We start from the raw sequence: 23,540 nt of genomic DNA on the forward strand, positions 1-23,540 counted from the left end.
GTGACGTTGCAATCTTATGCAATTAGGGAACAGGTGATCTGTTTTATTTTTTTCGGATTCAAACGATTCTGATCAACTTTCCAGATCAAACCGGATCATCCCGTCATCGAACGGAAAGCCGAAACAAATCGTGCAGAATCGAAGATCTCAATTATAACAATACACTACAACCCCACATTCTTATTTCGTTATCGAAAATTAAAATTCTTCATAATTTTCGCTTGCAATTATTTTGGGTGGTTCGTAACGTTTTTGACATAACAGAATGACAGTTGAGAACATCTGTCACAAATCAGGGCAATCAGGGAGGAAGCGGTTGCTCACTTCAGAAACATACGACATTGCCATTATCGGCGGTGGCATCAACGGTGCAGGCATTGCGCGCGATGCGTCCGGCCGCGGCCTTAAAGTCTTTCTTTGCGAGAAGAACGACCTTGCAAGTGCGACTTCATCGGCCAGCACAAAGCTGATCCATGGCGGGTTGCGTTATCTGGAACATTACGAATTCCGTCTGGTGCGAGAGGCCCTGATCGAGCGCGAAGTGCTTTTGAACGCTGCCCCGCACATCATCTGGCCGCTTCGCTTTGTTCTCCCCCACGTTAAAGGATTACGTCCGGCCTGGATGATTCGACTGGGCCTGTTCCTGTATGATCATCTGGGGGGGCGCGAAAAACTTCCTGGCTCCGAAGGCATCCACCTTGATCATCATGTCGCCGGTGCCCCACTGGTAACTGGCATGAAAAAGGCGTTCATCTATTCCGATTGCTGGGTGCAGGATGCGCGCCTTGTTGTGCTTAATGCCATGGATGCCCGAAATCGCGGCGCAGTTATCCGTGTCGGCACCGAATGCGTATCGGCACGTCGCGAGGGCCATCTTTGGTCTGTTGCGGTTCGCGACAGTGCGGGTGAACACACGATCAAGGCCCGCTCGCTGGTCAATGCTGCCGGTCCATGGTGTGCCGAAATCCTTGAAAAACGCGTCGAAGCGAAAAAGAAGCAAGGTATCCGCATGGTGCAGGGCAGTCACATCGTGGTGCCAAAACTGTTTGACCATGATTACTGCTATATCTTCCAGAATCCCGATGGCCGCATCGTATTTGCCATCCCCTATGAACAGGATTTTACTCTGATCGGCACTACGGACCGCGATTACGAAGGCGACCCGTCCAAAGTCGCGATCAGCAGCGATGAAATCAGCTATCTGTGCGAATTGGCCAACACCTATTTCGCTCACAAGATCGCACCGGCCGATGTCGTCTGGTCCTATTCCGGTGTTCGCCCGCTTTATGGCGATGGCTCCGAAGACGCATCCCAGGTCACGCGCGACTACGTTCTTGAAATCGATAATGGTGACAAAGGTGCGCCACTTCTGAACATTTACGGCGGCAAAATCACCACCTATCGCAAACTGGCCGAATCAGCGATGAGCAAACTTTCGCCCTATTTCGGGTTTGCGGATGATCGCTGGACCGATAACGCTCCCCTTCCAGAGGGCGACATGCCTAATGGCGATTTCGAAAGCTATCTTGCTGCAACGCAAAAGAAATTTCCGTGGATTCCGGCGGCTCAACTCTACCGCTATGTGCGAAACTACGGCACACTGACCCACACCATCATTGGCGATGCATCCGACCTTTCGGGGCTGGGCACGCATCTTGGCGATGATATTTACGAATGCGAACTGCGCTATCTGGCGGCTCAGGAATGGGCGCGTACTGCCGATGACGTTCTGTGGCGCCGATCCAAACTCGGCCTGCATCTGTCAAAGGACACCCAGACCGCCATTGCGCAATGGTTTGCGACTGAAACCAAATCGAATAACGCCGTGAAAACGGGCGAAGGAACAAATGTGAAATGACCCTTACGCTTGAAAACATAACCAAGACCGTGGAAGGGGAAACCCACGTCGACGATGTGTCGATGTCGCTGGAGCCGGGATCATTTAACGTCCTGCTCGGGCGGACACTGGCTGGCAAAACGACGCTTATGCGCATTATGGCCGGTCTTGAACCACCAACCGGCGGACGCATTCTGGTCAATGGCAAGGATGTCACCGGCATGCCGGTTCAGAAACGCAACGTCGCCATGGTCTATCAGCAGTTCATCAACTACCCGTCGATGAGCGTCTATGACAATATCGCATCACCGCTTAAATTGCAGGGCGTTGATGCTGCTGAAATTGAACGCCGTGTGAAATCCACCGCCGAACTGATGCATATCGAACATCTGCTAGATCGACTGCCACAGGAACTGTCGGGTGGTCAGCAGCAGCGCACCGCCATGGCGCGCGCCATGGTCAAGGATTGCACTCTGCTGCTGCTTGATGAACCACTGGTCAACCTTGACTATAAACTGCGCGAAGAACTGCGCGAAGAAATCCCGAACCTTCTGGCGAAACGCGACACAATTGTCGTTTACGCCACCACCGAGCCGATGGAGGCCCTTTTGCTGGGCGGCAAATGCGCGGTGATGCATGAAGGTCGCGTAACCCAGTTCGGCCCGACGACGCAGGTCTATCACAACCCGGCATTTGTCGAGACGGGTCTGATCTTTTCCGATCCGCCGATCAATCTGGTCAAGGCCGAAGTCAGCGATGGCGCACTTTATCTGGCAAGCGGCCATCAGGTCCCGCTGACCGGCCATCTTTCGGTACTCGCGAATGGCCAATACACCATCGGGGTTCGTGCCAATCATTTGTCGGTCGATCAGACCAGTACGGAATGCGTTGCGATGCAGGGCCAGGTTGAACTTGCTGAAATCACTGGCTCCGAGACTTTTGTCCATGTCCATTTCAATGATGTTTCCTGGGTGATCCAGGAAGAAGGTGTGCACAACCCGCGGCTTGGCGAGGCAGCCACCTTCTATGTCGATCCCAAACGTCTGTTTGCCTATGACGCCAATGATCGCCTTGTGGCGGCACCGCCCGTTGAAATTCAAAACGGCAAGGCCGCCTGAGGTTGGAGAATTAAAATGGCACGTATCGATCTTAAAAGCCTTGCGCACTCTTATTTCCCAGACCCGAAAGGGGACGAGGACTACGCCCTTCGCCGCATGGAACATGTTTGGGAAGATGGCGGGGCCTATGCCCTTCTTGGCCCGTCGGGCTGTGGCAAGACCACTTTGCTTAACATCATTTCCGGTCTTCTAACCCCGTCCGAGGGACAGGTCCTTTTTGATGGCAAGGACGTCACCAGACTGGCCCCGGAAGAACGCAATATTGCGCAGGTTTTCCAGTTCCCGGTAATTTACGACACCATGACCGTTTACGAAAACCTTGCCTTCCCGCTGCGCAATCGTGGCGTTGATTCAAAACGGGTTGACGAACGTGTTCGCGAAATTGCCGGAATGCTCGACCTGACCGGCAAGCTAAAGCAAAAAGCACGCGGTCTGGGTGCGGACGAAAAACAGACGATTTCGCTTGGCCGCGGACTGGTTCGCGACGATGTTTCGGCGATCCTGTTTGACGAACCGCTAACCGTGATTGACCCGCATCTGAAATGGGTCCTGCGTCGCAAGCTTAAGGAAATTCACAACAAACTGCGCCCCACCATGGTCTATGTGACCCATGACCAGGTCGAAGCCCTGACTTTCGCCGACAAAGTCGTTGTCATGTATGGCGGCAAGGTCGTGCAGCTTGGAACCCCGCAGGAACTGTTTGAAAATCCGGCCCATACCTTTGTCGGTTACTTCATCGGAAGCCCCGGCATGAACATCATGCCCTGCAATATCGATGCAGGTGCGGCATGGATTGATGGCAAACGCATCGCGCTTTCGGATCGCCACATCGAAGCCGTTGCCAAGGCATCAGGCCCGATTGAACTTGGCATCCGTCCCGAATTCCTGCGCATCGAAACCGGAAACGGTTCCGAAGGCGACAACGGGATCGAGGTCAATATCGTCAAGGTCGAAGACCTTGGCCAATACAAGATCGCAACCACCCGTTTCGGATCATCCGAAATGAAGGTCAAGGTTAGCGAAGATCAGCAGATCACAGGCCAAAGTGGCATCCTCCGGTTTGCACCGGAATGGACCAAGCTTTACGCCGACAGTCAGCTGGTCGCGTGAGGGGGATGGGGAAATGAACAAGATTACCAACAATAAGGCATGGTTCCTCGTCCTGCCGGTCTTCTTTATCGTCGCCATCAGCGCGATCATTCCTTTGATGACGGTCGTGAACTATTCGGTTCAGGATATTTTTGATCCGCAAACCCGTTTCTTTGTCGGTGCCGACTGGTTCCGTCAGGTCCTTGAAGACAGCCGTCTGCATGATGCCCTGATCCGCCAGATCATTTATACCGGCAGCGTGCTGTTCATCGAAATTCCGCTGGGTATCGGCATTGCGTTAACCCTGCCACGCAAAGGCTGGGGTGTTTCGGCCTGCATGGTTCTTCTGGCTTTGCCATTGCTTATTCCATGGAACGTGGTTGGCACCATCTGGCAGATTTTTGGCCGTGCCGATATCGGTCTTGGTGGTTATGCGCTTAACATGATTGGCATGGACTACAACTACAGCCAGAACCCGATGGATGCGTGGGTGACCGTCCTTGTGATGGATATCTGGCACTGGACCAGCCTGATTGTTCTGCTGTGCTATGCCGGTCTTCGGTCGATCCCGGATGCCTATTATCAGGCCGCCAAGATTGACGGTGCTTCGAACTGGGCCGTGTTCCGGTTTATCCAGCTTCCGAAAATGCAGTCGGTCCTCGTGATCGGTGTCCTGCTGCGCTTCATGGACAGTTTCATGATCTATACCGAACCCTTCGTGCTTACGGGCGGCGGGCCCGGTACGGCCACCACATTCCTCAGCCAGTTTCTGGTCACGATTGCAGTGGGTCAGTTCGACCTTGGTCCGGCTGCGGCATTCTCGCTGATCTACTTCCTGATCATTCTGCTGGTTTGCTGGGTTTTCTATACCGTCGTAATGAACGCCGGAAAGCGGGAGGAACAATAAAATGCGGTTCCAGAAACGTCATATCGCACTTCTTCTTTATATCGTGTTCCTGTTGCTGCCGATTTATTGGCTGTTCAACATGTCGATCAAGACCAATTCGGAAATCCTGGGCGCAATGACCCTGTTCCCGGATAATCCGACGCTGGCGAACTATGCGACCATCCTGACCGATCCGGCATGGTATTCTGGCTATATCAACTCGATGATCTATGTCGGGATCAACGTCGTGATCTCGCTTCTGGTTGCTCTGCCTGCGGCATATGCTTTTTCCCGCTATAACTTTACCGGTGACAAGCATCTGTTCTTCTGGCTCCTAACCAACCGCATGGCACCGCCTGCCGTGTTCCTGCTGCCGTTCTTCCAACTTTATTCAAGTGTTGGCCTGTTTGACACACACATTGCTGTGGCACTTGCACACTGCCTGTTCAACGTGCCGCTGGCCGTCTGGATACTCGAAGGTTTCATGTCGGGCATTCCAAAGGAAATCGACGAAACCGCCTATATCGACGGTTATTCCTTCCCGCGCTTCTTCACCACGATCTTCATTCCGCTGATCCGTTCGGGTATCGGTGTGACGGCCTTCTTCTGCTTCATGTTCAGCTGGGTTGAATTGTTGCTGGCCCGCACCCTGACGTCGGTCGATGCCAAACCGATCGTGGCCACCATGACCCGTACCGTTTCGGCATCGGGGCTTGATTGGGGGGTTCTGGCGGCGGCGGGTGTTTTGACAATCGTGCCGGGCGCTTTGGTGATCTGGTTCGTTCGCAACTACATCGCCAAGGGCTTCGCGATGGGCCGCGTGTAATCGGAAAACAGGAAGGAATAAAACAATGACTTGGATGGCCTGGACCCCGATTACCGCCGTGTTCTTTTCCTGCATCATTTTGATGCTGATCGGAATGGGAATATGGCAGGCGGTTTCACCAACCGTTCCGCGCCGTGGCTTCCTGCCACTCGAAACAACCCGCGGGGATCGCCTTTTCATCAGTTTGCTTGGTGCAGCCTACATCCATCTCGGCTTTATGGCATTTAGCGATGCCGCCATCTGGATCGCATCAATCGTTGCCCTTTTCTGGCTCATCATCGTGATGCGATGGGGCTGAACAATCCGGAACGGGTACTGTTTCCTGCAACGGTGCCGTTCCTGTCGTCATTCATCGCGGCGGGTACTGTCTTCCCCCGTCACGGGTGAACCGGATTTTTCCGGAAGTGCAATGGAAGACAACCAGGGAGGAACGACATGATCGTCAAAGCCAAAGGCTCCTCTGCCATTCTTAAAGGCAGTGCAGTTGCGGTCGCACTCGGTCTTGCGGTATTTGCCAATCCGGCAGCAGCAGACCAGTACACCGACGCGGCAAAAAAATGGATCGATAGCGAATTCCAGCCGTCGAGCCTTGATAAAGATGCCCAGATGGCCGAACTTGAATGGTTCATCAAAGCAGCCGAGCCGTTCCGCGGCATGGAAATCAACGTGGTATCCGAAACCATCACCACGCACGAATATGAATCAAAGGTTCTGGCCAAAGCCTTCTCGGAAATCACCGGGATCAAGCTGACCCATGACCTGATCGGTGAAGGCGACGTGATCGAAAAACTGCAGACCCAAATGCAGTCCGGTCGTAACATTTATGACGCCTACATCAATGACTCCGACCTGATCGGTACGCATTCGCGTTACGATGCGGTCGTTCCGCTGACCGACTTCATGGCAGGCGAAGGCAAGGACGTTACCTCGCCGACGCTCGACCTTGAAGACTTCATCGGCCTGTCCTTCACCACCGGTCCGGATGGCAAACTTTACCAGCTTCCCGACCAGCAGTTCGCGAACCTTTACTGGTTCCGCTATGACTGGTTCCAGCGCGAAGACCTGCAAAAGCAGTTCAAGGACAAATACGGCTATGACCTGGGTGTTCCGGTCAACTGGTCGGCATACGAAGACATCGCCGAATTCTTCACCAACGACGTGAAGGAAATCGACGGTAAAAAAGTCTATGGTCACATGGACTACGGCAAAAAAGACCCGTCTCTGGGTTGGCGCTTCACCGACGCATGGCTTTCGATGGCTGGCGCTGGTGACAAGGGCATCCCGAACGGTCTTCCGGTTGATGAATGGGGTATCCGCGTTGAAGGCTGCGCACCTGCAGGCTCCAGCGTCACCCGTGGTGGTGCGGCCAACGGCCCGGCGGCTGTTTACGCTCTGACCAAATACATCGACTGGCTTAAAGCCTATGCTCCGGCAGAAGCCGCTGGCATGACCTTTGGCGAAGCCGGTCCGGTTCCGGCACAGGGCCAGATCGCCCAGCAGATATTCTGGTACACCGCCTTCACCGCCGATATGGCGAAAAAAGGCACCCCGGTAGTGAACGAAGATGGCACGCCGAAATGGCGTATGGCACCTTCGCCGCACGGCCCGTACTGGGAAGAAGGCATGAAGCTTGGTTATCAGGATGTGGGTTCCTGGACCTTGATGAAGTCCACCCCGCCTGAGCGTCGTAAAGCTGCATGGCTTTATGCGCAGTTCGTCACGGCGAAAACCACCTCGCTCAAAAAGACCCTTACCGGTCTGACTCCGATCCGTCAGTCTGACCTTGATACCCAGGCGATGACCGACATCGCACCGAACTGGGGTGGTCTGGTTGAATTCTATCGTTCCCCGGCTCGCGTCCAGTGGTCGCCGACCGGCACCAACGTTCCGGATTACCCGAAACTGGCTCAGCTCTGGTGGCAGAACGTTGCCGAAGCTGTAACCGGCGAACGCACCCCGCAGGAAGCAATGGATAACCTTGCAACCGCGATGGACCGTGTTTTGGAACGTCTGGAACGTGCAGGTATCGGTGGCGAATGCGCACCGAAACTGAACGAGGAACAGGATGCCCAGTACTGGTTCGACCAGCCCGGTGCTCCGAAACCGAAACTTGATAACGAAAAACCGCAGGGTGAGACCGTCAAATACGACGATCTGATCGCGGAATGGAGTGCGGCCCAGAAATAATCCAGGCCTCACAACTGGGGGTGCCGGGGGTGATTTATCATCCCCGGCCGTCCCAACAATTTCTCTAACAACTTATTTGTTCGTACCGATTTCAAAACACGATCCGGCTTTTATGGATCGATAAAAACCGAAGACATCCGGCAAACCGGATGCAAGGTCCCATACAGGGAATGTCTGGCTCATGGCGGGCACGACAGGGAGGAAACAGTGAATACCGCGATTAAAAAACGTCGCGCTGGCCTTGGTATTCAAGGTCGGCTCATGGCTTCTTTTGCCCTGATTCTGGTGCTGGCCGGTATTTCATCGGTGGTTTCCTGGATCTCGTTTGGCAACAGTCGGGCGCTTGTCGCCGACATAACTAATGATAGCCTACCCTCGATCATCCGGCAGATGGAACTTGCCATGGATGGTGTCGGACTGGCGGCTCAGGCACCGGCACTGGCAACATCGCGCAATGCCGATGAACTGGCTGAAACCGAGGCACGCCTTGATGCCCTGATAGGCGATGCCCGCACCCGGCTTGGCGAAATTGCCGCGACCAATCCGGAACCTTTGATGTTGCCGGTTGCCCCGACCAATTCCGAAACGAACGCAAATGCGGGTGACGCCGAAACACCGGATCAGGTACCGGACCAGACCGTGGAACCGGAACAAACCGTTGCTGTCGACGCAATTGAAACCCTGACCGCACAGCTTGACGATATTGTTGCACGCCGCAACACACTGCATGAATTGACCATGCAGCGGCTTGAACTTGAAAAGCAGCGCGGTGATCTGACCCTTGATATGGTCTTTGCCTATAGCGATCTTTCAGAATTCATCAATCCGCTGGTCGAGGTTGTTGATATCGATGTCTCGCGCGGTATATCGCGTGTTGTAGATGGCAATAGCGATACGGTGGCTGAGCTGGAAGAAGCCATCAGATTTTCCCAACTGATTTCCGAAATCCGCGCCAACATGAATCTTGCATTTGGCATGTTGACCGCCGCCATCGCCGTGCCAGAAGGCGATGCCATGGACGAGGTCCGCAATCAATGGAGTTGGGCGGAACTTCGCATTTCAGACGCGCTGGAAAAATTGCCCAATAACAACGATGGCACCCAGATAAAAAAACTGGCCGAGGCATTGCTGGTTTATGGCGCAGGTAAAGACAGCGTTTTTGATCTTCGCGAAACCGAATGGGACAATCAGTACAAGACAGAACAAACTCTTGATGCGACCCTGACCAGCGCCGAAGCACTGAGTACATCCATCACACAACTCGTTGACACCAAACGTCTTGAGGTTGACGACAGTGCAGCCAATGCGCTGACACAGGTGGTCCGTGATCAGCAGCTAATTGCCCTGATTGGTGTTACGGTGCTGGTGATCTCGCTTCTGATCCTGATTTTCTATGTCCGTGGTAACCTTATCAAACGCCTGCTGCATGTGATTGACGGTATGCGTCGTGTTGCAAACGGCGATCTTTCGACAGAAGTTCGCGATACTGGCCGCGATGAAATCGGTCGCATGGCCGAAATTCTAGGACAGTTCCGCGAGACCAGCCTTGCCGCCCAGCGGGCCGAGGAAAATGTCGCCCGCGAACGCGAGACTGCCGAAACCGAACGCCGCCGCGCCATGCTGGAACTGGCCGACGCGTTCGAAGCATCGGTAATGCAGGTTGCAAAGGATGTCTCACGCGAGGCCGAAAACATCCAGATAACCTCCAATCAGGTGCGCGAGCAGGCCGAAGTCGCATCCAGTAACGCCACAGGCGTTGCCGGTGCGTCCGAGGAAATATCGATCAATATGGCATCTGTTTCCGATGCGGCAAAGTCGCTGTCTGAGCGAGTCCGTGATACAGGCCTTCGCGCCCAGCAATCCGTGAATGCCGCCACCAACGCGGTCGATGCCGCCCGCCAGACCAGCGAAACCATACACGAACTAGAAACCGGTGCGCAGGAAATCGGCGAAATCCTTAACCTTATTCAGGATATCGCCGCCCAGACCAACCTTCTGGCTCTGAATGCAACAATCGAAGCCGCCCGTGCAGGCGACGCAGGCAAAGGCTTTGCAGTTGTCGCGCAAGAAGTCAAAAACCTTGCCAATCAGACCGGCACGGCAACCGACCGGATTGCCCAGCGCATCACCGGGATCCAGACAACAACCGGTATCGCGGTACAAGCCATTGCCACCATCCGCGACAGCATCACCGGCATTCACGAAACGGTCGGCGAAATGTCGGCAGCAGTTGACGAACAACAGGAATTCGTCGCCGAAATCGCCAGCAACGTCGAACAATCCGCCATCGCCGCCAACGAAATGAACACAACAATTGCACAGGTCAGCACAGCAGCAGATGACAATCTAAAGGCCGTCGATGGCCTGCGACAGGCAACAGATCGTCTGCGCCATCAATCCGACGATCTCGGAAAGCGCGTGCGTGATTTCCTTGCCTCCATCCGGTCCGAGCAAGCAACGACAACCCGCCAGCAAAACAACAAAACCATAGATGAAGCCTCCCTCCCGTGAGAGCACTTGTCTGGGGCCCGATGAGGATGCCCTTCCCCCGAACGTCACAGTCGGGTCCCGGATTTTTCACCCGGTTTCGTTGGTTGGCAAAAAGCGATACACAGGAAACAGCATGAAAAATCCAATCGCACATATCCTGAAATCCTCGACCGTGACGGCAGGCATCACGCTTTGCCTGATGGCGACGGCAACCGCCGCATCCCCGCTTGATGAAGGGATAAATTCGTATCGTCACGGCAATTTCGAAGCCTCGGCCAAAACATTTGCGCCGCTTGCCGAACAGGGCAACGCCACCGCGCAGTACCTTCTGGCCTGTCAGATGATTAACGGGTTTGGCGTCAATGCCGATGAAAAACGTGGCTGGGAGTTGATGAAAGCATCAGCCGACAATCACAATCCGGATGCCAGCATGGTCATCGCCCGAAGACTGGAAGTAACCGGTGCGAAAACCGACAATATCAGACCGCTTTATCGACAGGCTGCAGATCAGAACCAGACACAGGCAATGCTGTGGCTTGCCCTTGATGCCATGGATCAGGGCAAGCCTAATCAGGCAAAACAGCATCTGGGCACTGCATGGGAAGCTGGCGATCCGCGGGCGGCAACCTTGCTTGCCAATCGATTTGCAGACAGTGACACCGCCCGTTATCAATATCTGCGTCAAGCCGCCGAACGTGGTGAAATGCGTGCAGCTGCCTATCTTGCTGAAGAAGCCCGCACCCTTGGTGACCCCGTCGAAGCTATTGGTTGGTGCGCCATCGCGACAGGCCTTCCAGGCCATGATCAGCATGCGGACTGGAAATCGATTGGCGATGCCGTAGAAAAAAACTGCAGTCAGTATGACAAGGATCTCTCCTCAGCTGACCGCGCCACAAACCGCGAAAAGGTCGATCAGTTCCTTGCAAGATTCTTTGACGGCTACAAACCCTGGAAGCCATGGCGACCCTGCGCCGTGAACTAGCCAAATGAAAAAATCCCCGATCTTGCTGATAGGGGATTTTAACTTGCAGGCCACATTAATTAATCTGGATCGTCGGCTTTGACCGCCTCGACAAGAAGCGTACTTCCTTCAATCCCGCAGACACGGACTTTCTGACCTTCAACAAGTTCCTCATCCGACTTCAGGACCCAGCTTGATCCATAGACGTTTTGACGAACGCGGCCATTGGTCGTCTTTTCAGTCAGAACAGTCGTTTTTCCGAGCAGCGATGACCGCGTGCTGCTGACATCTTCCTCTTGCGCCCCCGAACGCGCGGGGCGAAAGAACCGCCGCCCGATTACAAATGACAGCACACTGAACACGCCAAATGCGATCAGTTGTAGTTCCACCGAGACATCGGGAACCAACAGAACAACAAAACCCGCTGCTGCTGCCGCAACTGACAACCACAGGAAAATGATCCCCGGCAGCAACATTTCAAGCACCAGCATAAGGCAGGCCAGAATCCACCAATGCCAGAACTCGATGCCCAGTTCAGAAAATAAATTCATTTTGGCAATCCCGAGATCGTTTTAGCTTTTGTCTGTCTGAGAAATCGTTTTGATCAATTCGGTTACACCGCCAATCGATCCAACAATACCAGACGCATCCAGCGGCATGAAGACAAGTTTGCTGTTAGGGCTTGATGCGATCTGGCCAAGCGATTCAACATATTTCTGGGCAACAAAGTAGTTGATTGCCTGAACATCGCCTTCGCGGATGGCCTTGGAAACCGTTTCGGTTGCTTTGGCTTCTGCCTCGGCGGTGCGTTCGCGTGCCCGCGCATCAAGCTCGGCAGCGGCCATGCGTCCTTCGGCAGCCAGGATCGCCGCAGATTTTTCACCTTCGGCGCGCTTGATGTTGGCTTCTCTTTCGCCATCGGCCTCAAGGATCAGCGCGCGCTTCTCGCGCTCGGCCTTCATCTGACGGTTCATCGCTTCCGTAAGATCCTCGGGCGGCTGTACATCCTTGATTTCAACCCGGGTGATCTTAACCCCCCAATCACTGGTCGCTTCATCAAGAACAGCCAGAAGCAGCAGGCTGATTTTCTCCCGATTTGACAGCATTTCATCAAGTTCCATGGAACCAAGAACACTGCGCAAATTGGTCATGGCCAAATTCTGTACGGCATAATCAAGGCGCTCGACCTTATAGGCGGCATCTTTGGTATTGGTTACCCGGATAAAGACCACACCGTCGACCACAACGGATGCGTTATCGCGCGAAATCACTTCCTGGCTGGGGATATCAAGCACACGTTCCATGAGGCTCATGCGCTGTCCGACACGATCAAAAACCGGGATCAGGATATGCATTCCAGGATCAAGTGTCCGCAAATACCGACCAAGCCGTTCGACGGTAATTTCGTAACCCTGCGGCACGATCTTGACGCTCAAAAACGTCAGAACAACAGCCAGAAAGACAAAAGCGACAGAAAATATTGCAAAGGTCGAATGCATGATAAGCCCTAATTATTTAAGCTGGACGCCGAATAAACGGCATCAACAAGGTACGTTTTATTCAAAACCTCAGCGAAGCGATACGTTTAAAACAAAACAGATTTAATCATAGGGATAATATGCATTTGCTATGCAAGAAAATTGTGTGAATGCCTTATCGTAAAACCACCAGATACTTGCAGTACACGTCGAAACTCAAAGACGCTTTTCATCGATATATCCCGACAGCATTTCATCAAGCGCACTGAGATCTTCGGGCGCGTTGACATTGACAAACGGAACCATGTCGCCAGACCGCACCGGAAACGCCACATTCGCGGCCGCCATCGCACGCAGGGCCCCGCCAACGCGACGGTCTTCATCACGAAGTTGGTTGCCAATGATACCAGCCCCGGCGCGATGCCAGATAGCAGACAGGTAGTGATCCCGTCCGGCATGGCTGGCAAAGGCTGCTTTTTTACCGCCCTCTGTCGCCGCCTTAAGCAATTGGACGACCATATCATCGGGTACAATCGGGCAATCGACGGGAAAGGAAACCAGCCAGTCGACACCATCGGGCAAGCTCAATAGTCCGCCCAGAATCCCGCCCAACGGCCCCAGCCCCGATTGGGGACTGTCTGGAACGACCGGCAGATTGAATTCAGCAAAAAATGCCCCGCCTTCGTTGCTGGAAATCAACAGGTGATTGCATTGCGCGGATGCCGCGCTGATCACATGCGCAATCAAGGGTTTGCCTGCCAGTTCACGAAACGGCTTGTTTCCACCCATACGTCGCCCCTCGCCCCCGGCAAGAATCAATCCGGCGACTTTGGGATGATCGGACAGGCTGTTTGCATTGGCTGACATCGGCAGGATAACGTCCGTTTATTTTGATCAGGATGGCATGGCAGCATTGCTGGGCAGGCATTTGCCAGTGGGGCATTTTGCCCCTATATCAAGGTAGAAGGCAATGACAGCGTGCTGTCACGTGATCGGACGACCGAATACGCTTGATGATGACGACCGGGGACGGCCCCTTTGAACAAGGAGGCCGTTATGGCTTGGGTTGCATTACTTTTGGCCGGAATTCTGGAAGTTTGCTGGGCTGCGGGCCTTAAATATTCCAACGGTTTTACCAATCCTCTTCCGACAATTTTCACCGTGACGACCATGACCGGAAGTTTCTGGCTGTTGACCTTTGCCATGCGCAGCATCCCGCTTGGTACCGCCTATGCGATCTGGACCGGTATCGGTGCGGTTGGTGCGGTGATATTTGGCGTGGTGGCACTTGGTGAAATGCTGAGTGTCGCAAGGATATTGTCCATTTCCCTGATCCTTGCCGGAATTGTCGGACTTAAGCTTTTCAGTCCGGCATGATCACTATCAAATGGAAACGGGCGATCCCAAAACACCCGTTTCCCTGATTTTATTTGAATGAGGATAAATCACACCCCGGCAGGAATACCGCTGCGCTCTACTTTACGCGGAGACGTCAGCTCTTTCCATTTCGAAAGCGCCTTGTTCACTGCTGGATAAGCATCCCGCCGCACGAATTCACCATCGCCGCATTTGCCAATCACGACGCCTTCTTCAGCGGCAATCCGACCGCGGCTGATGGTGTAGCGTGGCAATCCGGTGACTTCATGGCCTTCGAACACGTTGTAATCAATTGCCGATTGCTGATGTTCGGCGGTGATGGTTTTCGATGCCTTCGGGTCCCAGACCACAAGGTCCGCATCCGCACCGACAAGAACCGCGCCCTTGCGGGGATAGACGTTCAGGATTTTGGCGATATTGGTCGAGGTCACGGCAACGAATTCGTTCATCGTCAAACGACCGGTATTGACCCCATAGGTCCACAGCAGCGGCATGCGGTCTTCAAGACCGCCGGTGCCGTTCGGGATTTTGGTAAAATCACCAACTCCCATGCGTTTCTGCTTTGTCGTGAAAGCACAATGGTCGGTCGCAACAACCTGCAAGCTGCCCGATGCCAGACCATTCCAAAGACCGTCCTGATGCAGTTTGCTGCGGAAAGGCGGCGACATGACGCGATGGGCCGCGTGATCCCAGTCCGCGTTGGCATATTCACTTTCATCCAGAATCAGATGCTGAATCAGCGGCTCACCAAACACGCGTTTGCCATTGGCACGCGCACGGCGGATGGCTTCGTGCGCCGGTTCGCAGGACACATGCACGATATAAAGCGGCACATTGGCCATATCTGCAATCATGATCGCACGGTTACACGCCTCGCCCTCGACATCGACAGGCCGGGAATAGGCATGTGCTTCGGGCCCGTTATTACCAGCATCAAGCAAACGTTGCTGAAGTGTCGCGACCACATCGCCGTTTTCGGCATGAACCAGCGGCATCGCGCCGAGTTCCGAACAGCGAGAGAAGGATGCAAACATTTCATCATCATCGACCATCAACGCGCCCTTATAGGCCATGAAATGCTTGAAGGTGTTGATGCCCTTTTCCTCGACAACGATTTTCATCTCGTCAAAGACCTGCTCGCCCCACCATGTGATCGCCATGTGGAAAGAATAATCGCAAACCGCCTTGGTCGATTTGTTGTCCCACGCCTGAAGCGCTTCAAGCAGCGACTGATTGGGGGCAGGCAGGCAGAAATCGACAACCATCGTTGTGCCACCTGCAACGGCGGCCTTGGTGCCGCTTTCAAAATCGTCTTCGGAATAGGTGCCCATAAAAGGCATTTCAAGATGGGTGTGCGGGTCAATCCCACCGGGCATGACATAGCAGCCGTCGGCATCAACAACCTTGTCCCCGGTCAGGTTCTGACCGATCGCGGCAATCTTGCCATCTTCAATCAGGATATCGGATTTATATGTCAGATCGGCGGTAACGATTGTTCCGCCACGAATAACCATGGACATGGGTGGCTCCTTGTCTGTCAGTCTATCGTAAGGCCCGGAAAGTTGCGGGAAAGCCCCGGCATCCCTGCCCGTTTTCAGTTTCGTAAGATGGCTTGTCACCCGGCAGGTCAGTTACACCTGTCGGGTGACAGGATCGGATCGTTACATCGACGCCTTGTCGGTAACGGCGTGGCTCCACGCACCCTCCGGCTTTTTGGTGATAACCGGGTCGGAACCGCCCGACAGAAGGCTATCAACGGTGCGCTGATAGGCCGCTTCGTCAAGCTTTCCGTCGTCATCCAGCAGCTTGGCAATTTCCTGCATCATGCGTATCTGATGCTTTTCTGTCTGGGCACCGGTTGCGTCGTTATCCAGAACGATCATTGCGGCGTCTTCCGGGTTTTCCTTTGCCCACTGCCAGCCTTTCATGCTCGCAGCAACGAAGCGGCCCATCTTCTCGACAAATGCCTCGTCCTTCAGATTGTCTTCAAGAACATAAAGGCCGTCTTCAAGCGTCGCGACACCCTGATCTTCGTATTTGAAGACGTTCAACTGATCTTCGGTGATACCGGCATCAATGACCTGCCAGTATTCGTTATAGGTCATTGTTGAAATGCAATCGGCCTGCTTTTGCAACAGCGGATCAACGTTAAAGCCCTGTTTCAGAACCGTAACACCCTTTTCGCTGCCATCGGTCGGAATGCCAAGCTTCGACATCCAGCTCAGGAACGGATATTCGTTGCCAAAGAACCAGACGCCAAGCGTACGACCCGGGAAATCATCCGGGCTTTCAACACCGGTCTCCTTAAGGCAGGTCAGCATCATGCCTGACTTGGCAAAGGGCTGCGCAATGTTGACCAATGCAACACCCTTTTCTCGCGACGCCAGTGCGGATGGCATCCAGTCGACGATCACATCGGCACCACCACCGGCAATAACCTGTGGCGGGGCAATGTCCGGGCCGCCCGGATTGATCGTGACGTCAAGACCGGCTTCTTCATAGAACCCCTTGTCCTGCGCCACATAGTAACCGGCGAACTGTGCCTGGGTTACCCATTTAAGCTGCAGGGTGACTTCGTCCGCTGCCATCGCCGAAAACGATGCCATACCGACACTTAACCCTAACGCAGTCGCAAATATTTTCTTCATTCGTCGATGTCTCCTCAGGTTATTGTCAAGTCCTCCCGACGGGCCGTCTTTTGATGCCTTTAATGGCGACGTACCCGAAATGACGGATGCCATGACGTCGCCTTTCTTTCGACGTAGGCCACAGCTCCGTAAAAGGCGGTCCCCGCCAGGGCCGCCAATGCAATTTCCGCCCAGACCATATCGACATTCATCCGCCCGACTTCTGTCGATATCCGGAATCCCATGCCTACAATCGGGGTGCCGAAAAATTCGGCAACGATGGCGCCAATCAGCGCCAGCGTGGAGTTGATTTTAAGTGCATTAAAGACAAACGGCATTGCGGCCGGTAGCCGCAACCGAAACAGGGTCGACCAGTAACCCGACGCATAAGTCGCCATCAGGTCCTTCTCAAGCGCGCCTGCAGCATTCAACCCGGTCACGGTATTCACCAGCATCGGGAAAAACGTCATGATCACGATCACTGCCGCCTTGGATTGCCAGTCAAACCCGAACCACATCACCATGATCGGTGCCACACCGATGATCGGCAGGGCAGACACCATATTGCCCAGCGGCAAAAGCCCCCGTTTCAGAAACGGTACCCGATCCACCGCAATCGCCACGATAAAGGCACTGCCGCAACCGATCACATAGCCGCTGATCACGGCCTTGATGAAGGTCTGATGGAAATCGGCAGCCAGAATGTCGGTCGAATTGACAAAGCGAACGCCAATGGCACTTGGCGCAGGCAGCAAAACCTGCGGCACGCCAAAACCGGCCACGATCACTTCCCAAAGGAACAGCAACCAGACACCAAACGCGATTGGCACCAGAATATTCGCCGATTGCTGTTTGGCAGTTTCAAGGCTGCGATAGCGCGCAACAACATCAATCCCCCGCCAGACAAACGCCCAAAGCGACAGGATAAACAACCAGAACCCGGTTCCAGCATGACCGGCAATACCATAATCATAAAGTGCTTCAATCGCCTGCCAGCAGCCAAACACCGCCACCGCAAGAATGATCGCCGCATACTGAATGTGCCCCACACCAAGCCACGTAAATGCAGCACCGGCAATCACGCATAGTGCCATCGCCACCGCAATACCGGAAATGTCGCTGACAAAGGCGATCTGTTTGCCGCTTTCCGGATCAACCCCGCTCAGCGGAAAGATCAAAGCCAGCAAAGCCGCGATTGCCGCAACCAGACAGAATTTATCAAGTTTCACGTCGGTCATCCGCGTACTCCCATCCGGGCAAGAACGCGACGTTCACACCAGCCGACCAACACCACCATAATCGCGGCAACAAAGGCCGCCGTCAGTAATGCCGACCAGATCTGGATCGTCTGCCCGTAGTAGGACCCGGCCAAAAGGCGTGCGCCCAGCCCTGCCTGTGCCCCCGTCGGCAATTCACCGACAATTGCCCCCACCAGACTGATCGCAATCGCGACCTTCAGGCTGGCAAACAGATAGGGCATCGCCGATGGCAATCGCAACGCCCAGAAGGTCTGCCATTTCGAGGCATTATAGGTACGCATCAGATCAAGCTGGATCACCTGAGGCGACCGCAGTCCCTTGACCATGCTGATCGTCACCGGGAAGAAACACAGATAGGTCGAAATAATCGCCTTTGGCACCAGTCCCTTAAGGCCAATCGCACCCAGCACAACCACAATCATCGGTGCGATGGCAAGGATCGGAATGGTCTGGGATGAAATCACCCACGGCATCAGACTTTTTTCAAGTGTGATCACATGAACAATTCCGACCGCCAGCAGAATGCCAAGTGCGGTTCCGATCACAAACCCCAGCAGAGTCGATGAAAGCGTCACCCAGGTATGGTAAACCAGCGACCGTTTCGACGTGATCGCAGTCGCAAAAATGGTTTTATACATTTCCTGCGCGACCTGATGCGGGGCCGGAAGGATCGGTCGTTCCTGCGCCAGTGTATCTTCGATCAAACGCGTCGTTGTCCAGGTTTCCCCGGCACGGTTATAGCGGTCAATCTGGGTCGGCGCGTTCATGAACACCGCCCCGATATACCAGATGACAAACAGCGCAATCAGCACCACTGTCACCGGACCAGCCTGCCCGGACATCAAACGCGACCACAGCGATTCTCCGCCAATCGCGCCATTCATCGTTGCGGCATTACTCGTCATAGCTATGCCCCGCCCGCAGCCCTTCGCGCACACGATGGGCGACTTCCAAGAATTCTGGCGTTTCGCGGATGTCAAGGCCTCGATCCTTCGGGAAATCGGTTTTGATCACATCAATGATCCGGCCCGGCCTTGGCGACATCACAACGATCTTGGTCGACAGGTAAACCGCCTCGGGGATCGAATGGGTGACAAAGGCCACCGTCTTGTTGGTCCGCGCCCACAATTTCAGAAGCTGTTCGTTCAGATGATCGCGCACAATCTCATCCAGCGCCCCGAACGGCTCATCCATCAGAAGCAGATCGGCATCGAAGCTCAGCGCACGCGCAATTGATGCACGTTGCTGCATCCCGCCCGAAAGTTGCCACGGGAATTTCTTTTCAAACCCGTTCAGTTCGACAAGTTTAAGTGCCTCGTGCCCCCGCTTGATGCGTTCTTCGCGGGGAATTTCCATAATTTCCAGCGGCAGGGTCACATTGCGTTCAATCGAGCGCCACGGCAGCAATGCCGGTGCCTGAAACACATAGCCATAGGCACGATTTTCACGCGCTTCCTGCGGGGAAACGCCATTGATCGAAATATCGCCACCCGTGGCCTTTTCCAGATCGGCAATCACACGTAACAGCGTGGTCTTGCCGCAGCCCGACGGGCCGATAAAGGAAACGAACTCGCCGCGTTCGATTTTCAGATCAACATCAGACAGGGCATAGACCGGCCCGTCAGCGGTTTGAAAAGTCAACGACAGTTTTTGAATATCAACAACTGCGTCGGCGGATGCGGGCATTTGCGCCACATTATTGACGACTGCTTTTAACGTCATGGGGTATCCCCTGATCGAATGTCTCTCTAAAGCCTCCCTCAGGGTCGTTGCCCTGAACCTTGCCGACTTGTCTTTTGCCCGGTCATTTGGCGCCGGAATATAAAATGTCGGTCAAAGCAAAACGGCGAGCGGATTAAGTGCTCCGTTAGCCGTTAAATCTCAGTTGCCGTCGGTCAGGCGGGTATAGGTCGAAGGCCGACGGTCGCGGAAAAACTGCCATGTGTTCCGCACTTCACGTACCATGGACATATCCATGTCATGCACGATCAGTTCGTCCTGATCGCGCGATGCTTCCTTTTCAATCACGCCACGCGGATTGACAAAATAGCTCTGGCCGTAAAACTCGCCAATGTTCCACGGCATTTCCCGGCCAACCCGGTTGATCGCCCCGATATAACATCCGTTGGCAACTGCCGATGCGGGTTGTTCCAGCTTCCACAGATGTTCCGAAAGCCCGGCCACCGTTGCCGACGGATTGACGATATATTCCGCACCATTTAACGCCAGCGCACGCCAACCTTCCGGGAAGTGTCGGTCATAGCAGATATAAACGCCAAGCTTGCAATATTGGGTATCAAAAACCGGCCAGTCCGAAACGCCGGGCTTGAAGAAAAACTTCTCCCAGAAACCGGCAACCTGCGGGATATGGGTTTTGCGATATTTGCCAAGATAGGTCCCGTCGGCATCAATCACGGCGGCGGTGTTGTAATATACACCGGTAATTTCCTGCTCGTAGATCGGAACGACGATGACCATTTTATGCTTTTTGGCCAGTTCGCACATCAACTGCGTGGTCGGGCCATTCGGGATTTCTTCGGCCGCGGCGTACCATTTCGCATCCTGGCTCGGACAGAAATAGGGTTGTGTGAAAACTTCCTGAAAACACAAAACCTGCACGCCCTTTCGCCCTGCCTCTTCGATATAGGGCAGATGCGCGTCGATCATGGCCTGACGAATTTCGTCTGGCGACTGTTCGGTTGAACCCTTAAGGCTCATCTGAATCAGTCCGCCTCTCAGCATAGACATCCGAGATACCTCCTTGATCTGATATGTGCCATATGCCGGCTTTTGCCGATCTTGTGGCTTAGTCCGGTTTGCGTCCCCAATTCCCATGATGGGACGCAAACCGGCAAATAGTGAAACGTAACGTCTCCCTCGGGCTTTCGCACACCCTGCCCGCAGCGGGACAGGGAAAAAAATCCCTAGTCGATTTCTTTCAGCACATCGCGCAGCGTGCCAAACAGCTGATCGATATGTGATTTTTCAATGATCAGCGGCGGCGAAAGCGCAATGATATCGCCCGTCGTGCGGATCAGAATGCCCTTCTCGAACGCCTTCAGGAACGCGCTGAAGGCGCGCTTGGTCGGGAAGCCTTCGATCCCTTCAAGCTCGATCGCGCCGATCAGGCCAAGGTTACGGATATCCTTGACCTTCGGCAGATCAATCAGGCTGTGAACCGCATCTTCCCAATATTGACCAAGTTCCTGCCCTCTGGTGTAAAGGCCGTCCTCTTCATAGGTCTCAAGCGTCGCAAGGCCCGCCGCACAGGCAACCGGATTGCCCGAATAGGTGTAACCATGGAACAGCTCGATCATGTTTTCCGGGCCGGACATAAAGGTATCATGGATGTCGTCGGTCGCGAAAACAGCCCCCATCGGGATTGTCCCGTTGGTAAGCCCCTTTGCCGTTGTCACCAGATCCGGCTGAACACCGAAATAATCAACGGCAAACGGCGCGCCAAGACGACCAAAACCGGTAATGACTTCATCAAAGATAAGAAGAATACCATGCTTGGTGCAAATCTCGCGCAGGCGTTCCAGATAGCCTTTTGGCGGGATCAGAACACCGGTCGACCCAGCAACCGGTTCGACAATCACAGCCGCGATGGTCGACGGATCATGAAGCGCGCAAATACGTTCCAGATCATCGGCCAGAAACGCACCATGTTCCGGCTGGCCACGGGTAACACCATTTTCATCAGGCAGATAGGTATGACGGATATGATCAACCCCGCCCAGCATCTGGCCAAAGGTCTTGCGGTTGCCCGAAATACCACCAACCGAAATACCGCCAAAGTTAACACCGTGATAGCCGCGTTCACGACCGATCAAACGGGTCCGCTGCCCATCCCCGCGTGCCCGGTGATAGGCAATCGCGATCTTAAGCGCGGTTTCAACCGATTCAGAACCGGAATTGGTATAAAAAACATGGTTCAAATCGCCCGGCATAAGCTGCGCCAGACGGCTGGCAAGCTCGAACGCCTTGGGATGGCCCATCTGGAATGCCGGGGCATAGTCCAGCTCGTCCATCTGTGCCTTGACCGCCTCGACGATCTTGCGACGCTTGTGACCTGCGTTGCAGCACCAAAGCCCGGCAGTACCGTCCAGAATCTGGCGGTTGTCATCGGTCTGGTAATACATGCCTTCAGCACTGACAAGCATGCGTGGGGCCTGCTTGAACTGACGGTTTGCCGTAAACGGCATCCAGAATGCCGAAAGATCGTTCGGCCGGCTGATTTTCGTGGTGGCTGTCATAAAAAGGTCTCCCGTACCTTTCTTGTGCTTCCCTGACATCGTTCTGACGGACAGAATCCGTGACCAAACCAATGTCCGACTTTATTTAATATCCCTCACACCCCGGATGCGTGATATGTCGCACACAGGATGATCAGAACTGCACCGCATGGCGGCACAGGAAAAAATCGTTAGCACGGGAATCTCCCATGCACTAGCGCTTTAAAGTCACCGGGAACTGGTTTCGAATTTTCGACTGCCAAATGCCATTTCAGCGACCCTGATTTTTGTTTACGGCACCGAATTTCTGTTTATCTTTCACCGGAGTTGTTCAAAATTCTGGACACCTCTGGTTGGCTCGGCGCGTATTTTAGACTTGCTTTTTAGTATCTAAAGTAGAGATTATTTTAACCTGACCAAACGGTCAAGATAAATGACGCAATTTCGGGGAACGTCGATGAGTGCAGTCAAATCCGGGCAAAACGGCGCACATAAAGCCGCCATTCGCCAGGAAAACGAAGAGCAAATTCTTGCCGCTGCCGAGCTGGTTTTTGCCGATTACGGCTTCAAGGGCGCAACCACCGCGCGGATTGCCGAAATTGCCAAAGTGCCCAAGGCCAATGTGCATTACTATTTCAGCACCAAGGAAGCCCTTTATCGCAGGATCATGGAAGACATTTGCGATCATTGGCTTGAAGCGGCAATGACATTTGAAAACAGTTCCGACCCGGCCGAAATTCTGCGCGGCTATATCGAAGCCAAGATGGATCTGTCGCGTGCCCGCCCGCACGGTTCGCGCGTCTGGGCGCACGAAATCATCCGTGGTGCAAAGTTCTCGTCCGACTACATTTCAACCACAGTCAAAAACTGGCTTGATAGCCGCGTGGTGGTAATCAATCGCTGGATCACAGAAGGCAAGATGGACAAGGTCGAACCCTACTCGCTAATGTATATGATCTTTGCCACAACCCAGCATTACGCCGACTTTGCCCGTCAGATCGAAATCTTCAATAACGATCACCCGTTATCGGATACCCAATTCGCCGAGGCCAAGGAAAATGTCGTGCGCATCATCCTGAAAGGCGTCGGGCTGTCTTAAAGACAACCACCGCAACAAAGCTGCCTGCCCCACACTAACGAATAGTTGAAAAAGATACCCATCCCCCAAAT

The 23,540-nt window shown here is 54.0% G+C and carries 21 protein-coding genes; 11 read left to right on the forward strand and 10 right to left on the reverse strand.

The window, feature by feature from the left end:
• The first annotated feature begins 316 nt into the window (after nt 1–316).
• From glpD to P8T57_RS00125, 9 genes are all read left to right on the forward strand, one after another.
• On the forward strand, nt 317–1,858 hold the full coding sequence (gene glpD / locus P8T57_RS00085) for a glycerol-3-phosphate dehydrogenase (RefSeq protein WP_341364204.1): 1,542 nt from the start codon (nt 317–319) through the stop codon (nt 1,856–1,858).
• Nucleotides 1,855–2,955 carry an ABC transporter ATP-binding protein gene (locus P8T57_RS00090; RefSeq protein WP_341364205.1) on the forward strand — a complete coding sequence of 367 codons (1,101 nt, stop codon included), beginning with the start codon at nt 1,855–1,857 and terminating at the stop codon, nt 2,953–2,955. Before glpD ends, P8T57_RS00090 begins: the two co-directional genes overlap by 4 nt.
• A 15-nt stretch (nt 2,956–2,970) precedes the next feature.
• A complete protein-coding gene (locus tag P8T57_RS00095; protein WP_063094670.1) occupies nt 2,971–4,065 on the forward strand; it encodes an ABC transporter ATP-binding protein in 1,095 nt (364 codons plus the stop codon).
• A gap of 13 nt (nt 4,066–4,078) precedes the next feature.
• On the forward strand, nt 4,079–4,951 hold the full coding sequence (locus P8T57_RS00100) for a sugar ABC transporter permease (protein WP_007091526.1): 873 nt from the start codon (nt 4,079–4,081) through the stop codon (nt 4,949–4,951).
• 1 nt (nt 4,952) lies between these two features.
• Nucleotides 4,953–5,756 carry a carbohydrate ABC transporter permease gene (locus tag P8T57_RS00105; RefSeq protein WP_007091527.1) on the forward strand — a complete coding sequence of 268 codons (804 nt, stop codon included), beginning with the start codon at nt 4,953–4,955 and terminating at the stop codon, nt 5,754–5,756.
• A 25-nt stretch (nt 5,757–5,781) separates the two neighbouring features.
• Nucleotides 5,782–6,054, forward strand: coding sequence for a DUF2160 domain-containing protein (locus tag P8T57_RS00110; RefSeq protein WP_007091528.1), 273 nt, complete (start codon nt 5,782–5,784; stop codon nt 6,052–6,054).
• A gap of 137 nt (nt 6,055–6,191) precedes the next feature.
• On the forward strand, nt 6,192–7,943 hold the full coding sequence (locus P8T57_RS00115) for an ABC transporter substrate-binding protein (protein ID WP_110252839.1): 1,752 nt from the start codon (nt 6,192–6,194) through the stop codon (nt 7,941–7,943).
• 261 nt (nt 7,944–8,204) lie between these two features.
• The gene (locus P8T57_RS00120) at nt 8,205–10,454 is read left to right on the forward strand and encodes a methyl-accepting chemotaxis protein (protein ID WP_341364206.1); all 2,250 of its coding nucleotides are present in this window, start codon (nt 8,205–8,207) and stop codon (nt 10,452–10,454) included.
• 112 nt (nt 10,455–10,566) lie between these two features.
• Complete coding sequence (locus P8T57_RS00125) at nt 10,567–11,415, forward strand: sel1 repeat family protein (protein ID WP_341364207.1); 849 nt, start codon at nt 10,567–10,569, stop codon at nt 11,413–11,415.
• A gap of 59 nt (nt 11,416–11,474) precedes the next feature.
• Here the strand turns inward: P8T57_RS00125 and P8T57_RS00130 are convergent, their stop codons facing one another.
• From P8T57_RS00130 to P8T57_RS00140, 3 genes are all read right to left on the reverse strand, one after another.
• Entirely contained in the window at nt 11,475–11,945 is a 471-nt protein-coding gene (locus P8T57_RS00130; protein WP_341364208.1) for an NfeD family protein, read from the reverse strand.
• A gap of 21 nt (nt 11,946–11,966) precedes the next feature.
• Nucleotides 11,967–12,893, reverse strand: coding sequence for an SPFH domain-containing protein (locus P8T57_RS00135; RefSeq protein ID WP_341364209.1), 927 nt, complete (start codon nt 12,891–12,893; stop codon nt 11,967–11,969).
• A gap of 195 nt (nt 12,894–13,088) precedes the next feature.
• Nucleotides 13,089–13,739, reverse strand: a complete 651-nt coding sequence (locus P8T57_RS00140) for an NTP transferase domain-containing protein (RefSeq protein ID WP_341364210.1) — start codon at nt 13,737–13,739, stop codon at nt 13,089–13,091.
• A gap of 189 nt (nt 13,740–13,928) precedes the next feature.
• Here P8T57_RS00140 and sugE point away from each other — a divergent pair, with 189 nt between their 5' ends.
• Nucleotides 13,929–14,249 carry a quaternary ammonium compound efflux SMR transporter SugE gene (gene sugE, locus P8T57_RS00145; RefSeq protein ID WP_341364211.1) on the forward strand — a complete coding sequence of 107 codons (321 nt, stop codon included), beginning with the start codon at nt 13,929–13,931 and terminating at the stop codon, nt 14,247–14,249.
• Between the two features lie 68 nt (nt 14,250–14,317).
• On the opposite strand, the gene hydA is transcribed toward sugE, so the two are convergent.
• The 7 genes from hydA to P8T57_RS00180 all read right to left on the reverse strand — a co-directional run bounded on the left by hydA (nt 14,318) and on the right by P8T57_RS00180 (nt 22,391).
• Entirely contained in the window at nt 14,318–15,769 is a 1,452-nt protein-coding gene (gene hydA / locus P8T57_RS00150) for a dihydropyrimidinase (RefSeq protein WP_341364212.1), read from the reverse strand.
• Nucleotides 15,770–15,910: 141 nt separating this feature from the next.
• A complete protein-coding gene (locus P8T57_RS00155) occupies nt 15,911–16,897 on the reverse strand; it encodes an ABC transporter substrate-binding protein (RefSeq protein WP_037988652.1) in 987 nt (328 codons plus the stop codon).
• A gap of 59 nt (nt 16,898–16,956) precedes the next feature.
• A complete protein-coding gene (locus tag P8T57_RS00160) occupies nt 16,957–18,114 on the reverse strand; it encodes an ABC transporter permease (RefSeq protein WP_341364213.1) in 1,158 nt (385 codons plus the stop codon).
• On the reverse strand, nt 18,111–19,040 hold the full coding sequence (locus tag P8T57_RS00165) for an ABC transporter permease (protein WP_051682156.1): 930 nt from the start codon (nt 19,038–19,040) through the stop codon (nt 18,111–18,113). The genes P8T57_RS00160 and P8T57_RS00165 overlap by 4 nt, the downstream gene beginning before the upstream one ends.
• Nucleotides 19,030–19,821, reverse strand: a complete 792-nt coding sequence (locus P8T57_RS00170; RefSeq protein ID WP_071240760.1) for an ABC transporter ATP-binding protein — start codon at nt 19,819–19,821, stop codon at nt 19,030–19,032. Before P8T57_RS00170 ends, P8T57_RS00165 begins: the two co-directional genes overlap by 11 nt.
• Before the next feature lie 195 nt (nt 19,822–20,016).
• The gene (locus P8T57_RS00175) at nt 20,017–20,883 is read right to left on the reverse strand and encodes a nitrilase-related carbon-nitrogen hydrolase (RefSeq protein ID WP_341364214.1); all 867 of its coding nucleotides are present in this window, start codon (nt 20,881–20,883) and stop codon (nt 20,017–20,019) included.
• Between the two features lie 176 nt (nt 20,884–21,059).
• Entirely contained in the window at nt 21,060–22,391 is a 1,332-nt protein-coding gene (locus tag P8T57_RS00180) for an aspartate aminotransferase family protein (RefSeq protein WP_341364215.1), read from the reverse strand.
• Between the two features lie 436 nt (nt 22,392–22,827).
• Between P8T57_RS00180 and P8T57_RS00185 the strand changes: the two genes are divergently transcribed.
• Nucleotides 22,828–23,469 carry a TetR/AcrR family transcriptional regulator gene (locus tag P8T57_RS00185; protein WP_037988647.1) on the forward strand — a complete coding sequence of 214 codons (642 nt, stop codon included), beginning with the start codon at nt 22,828–22,830 and terminating at the stop codon, nt 23,467–23,469.
• The last annotated feature ends 71 nt before the right edge of the window (nt 23,470–23,540 follow it).

This window comes from Thalassospira sp. SN3W, from assembly GCF_038070535.1.
Taxonomy (GTDB): domain Bacteria; phylum Pseudomonadota; class Alphaproteobacteria; order Rhodospirillales; family Thalassospiraceae; genus Thalassospira; species Thalassospira xiamenensis.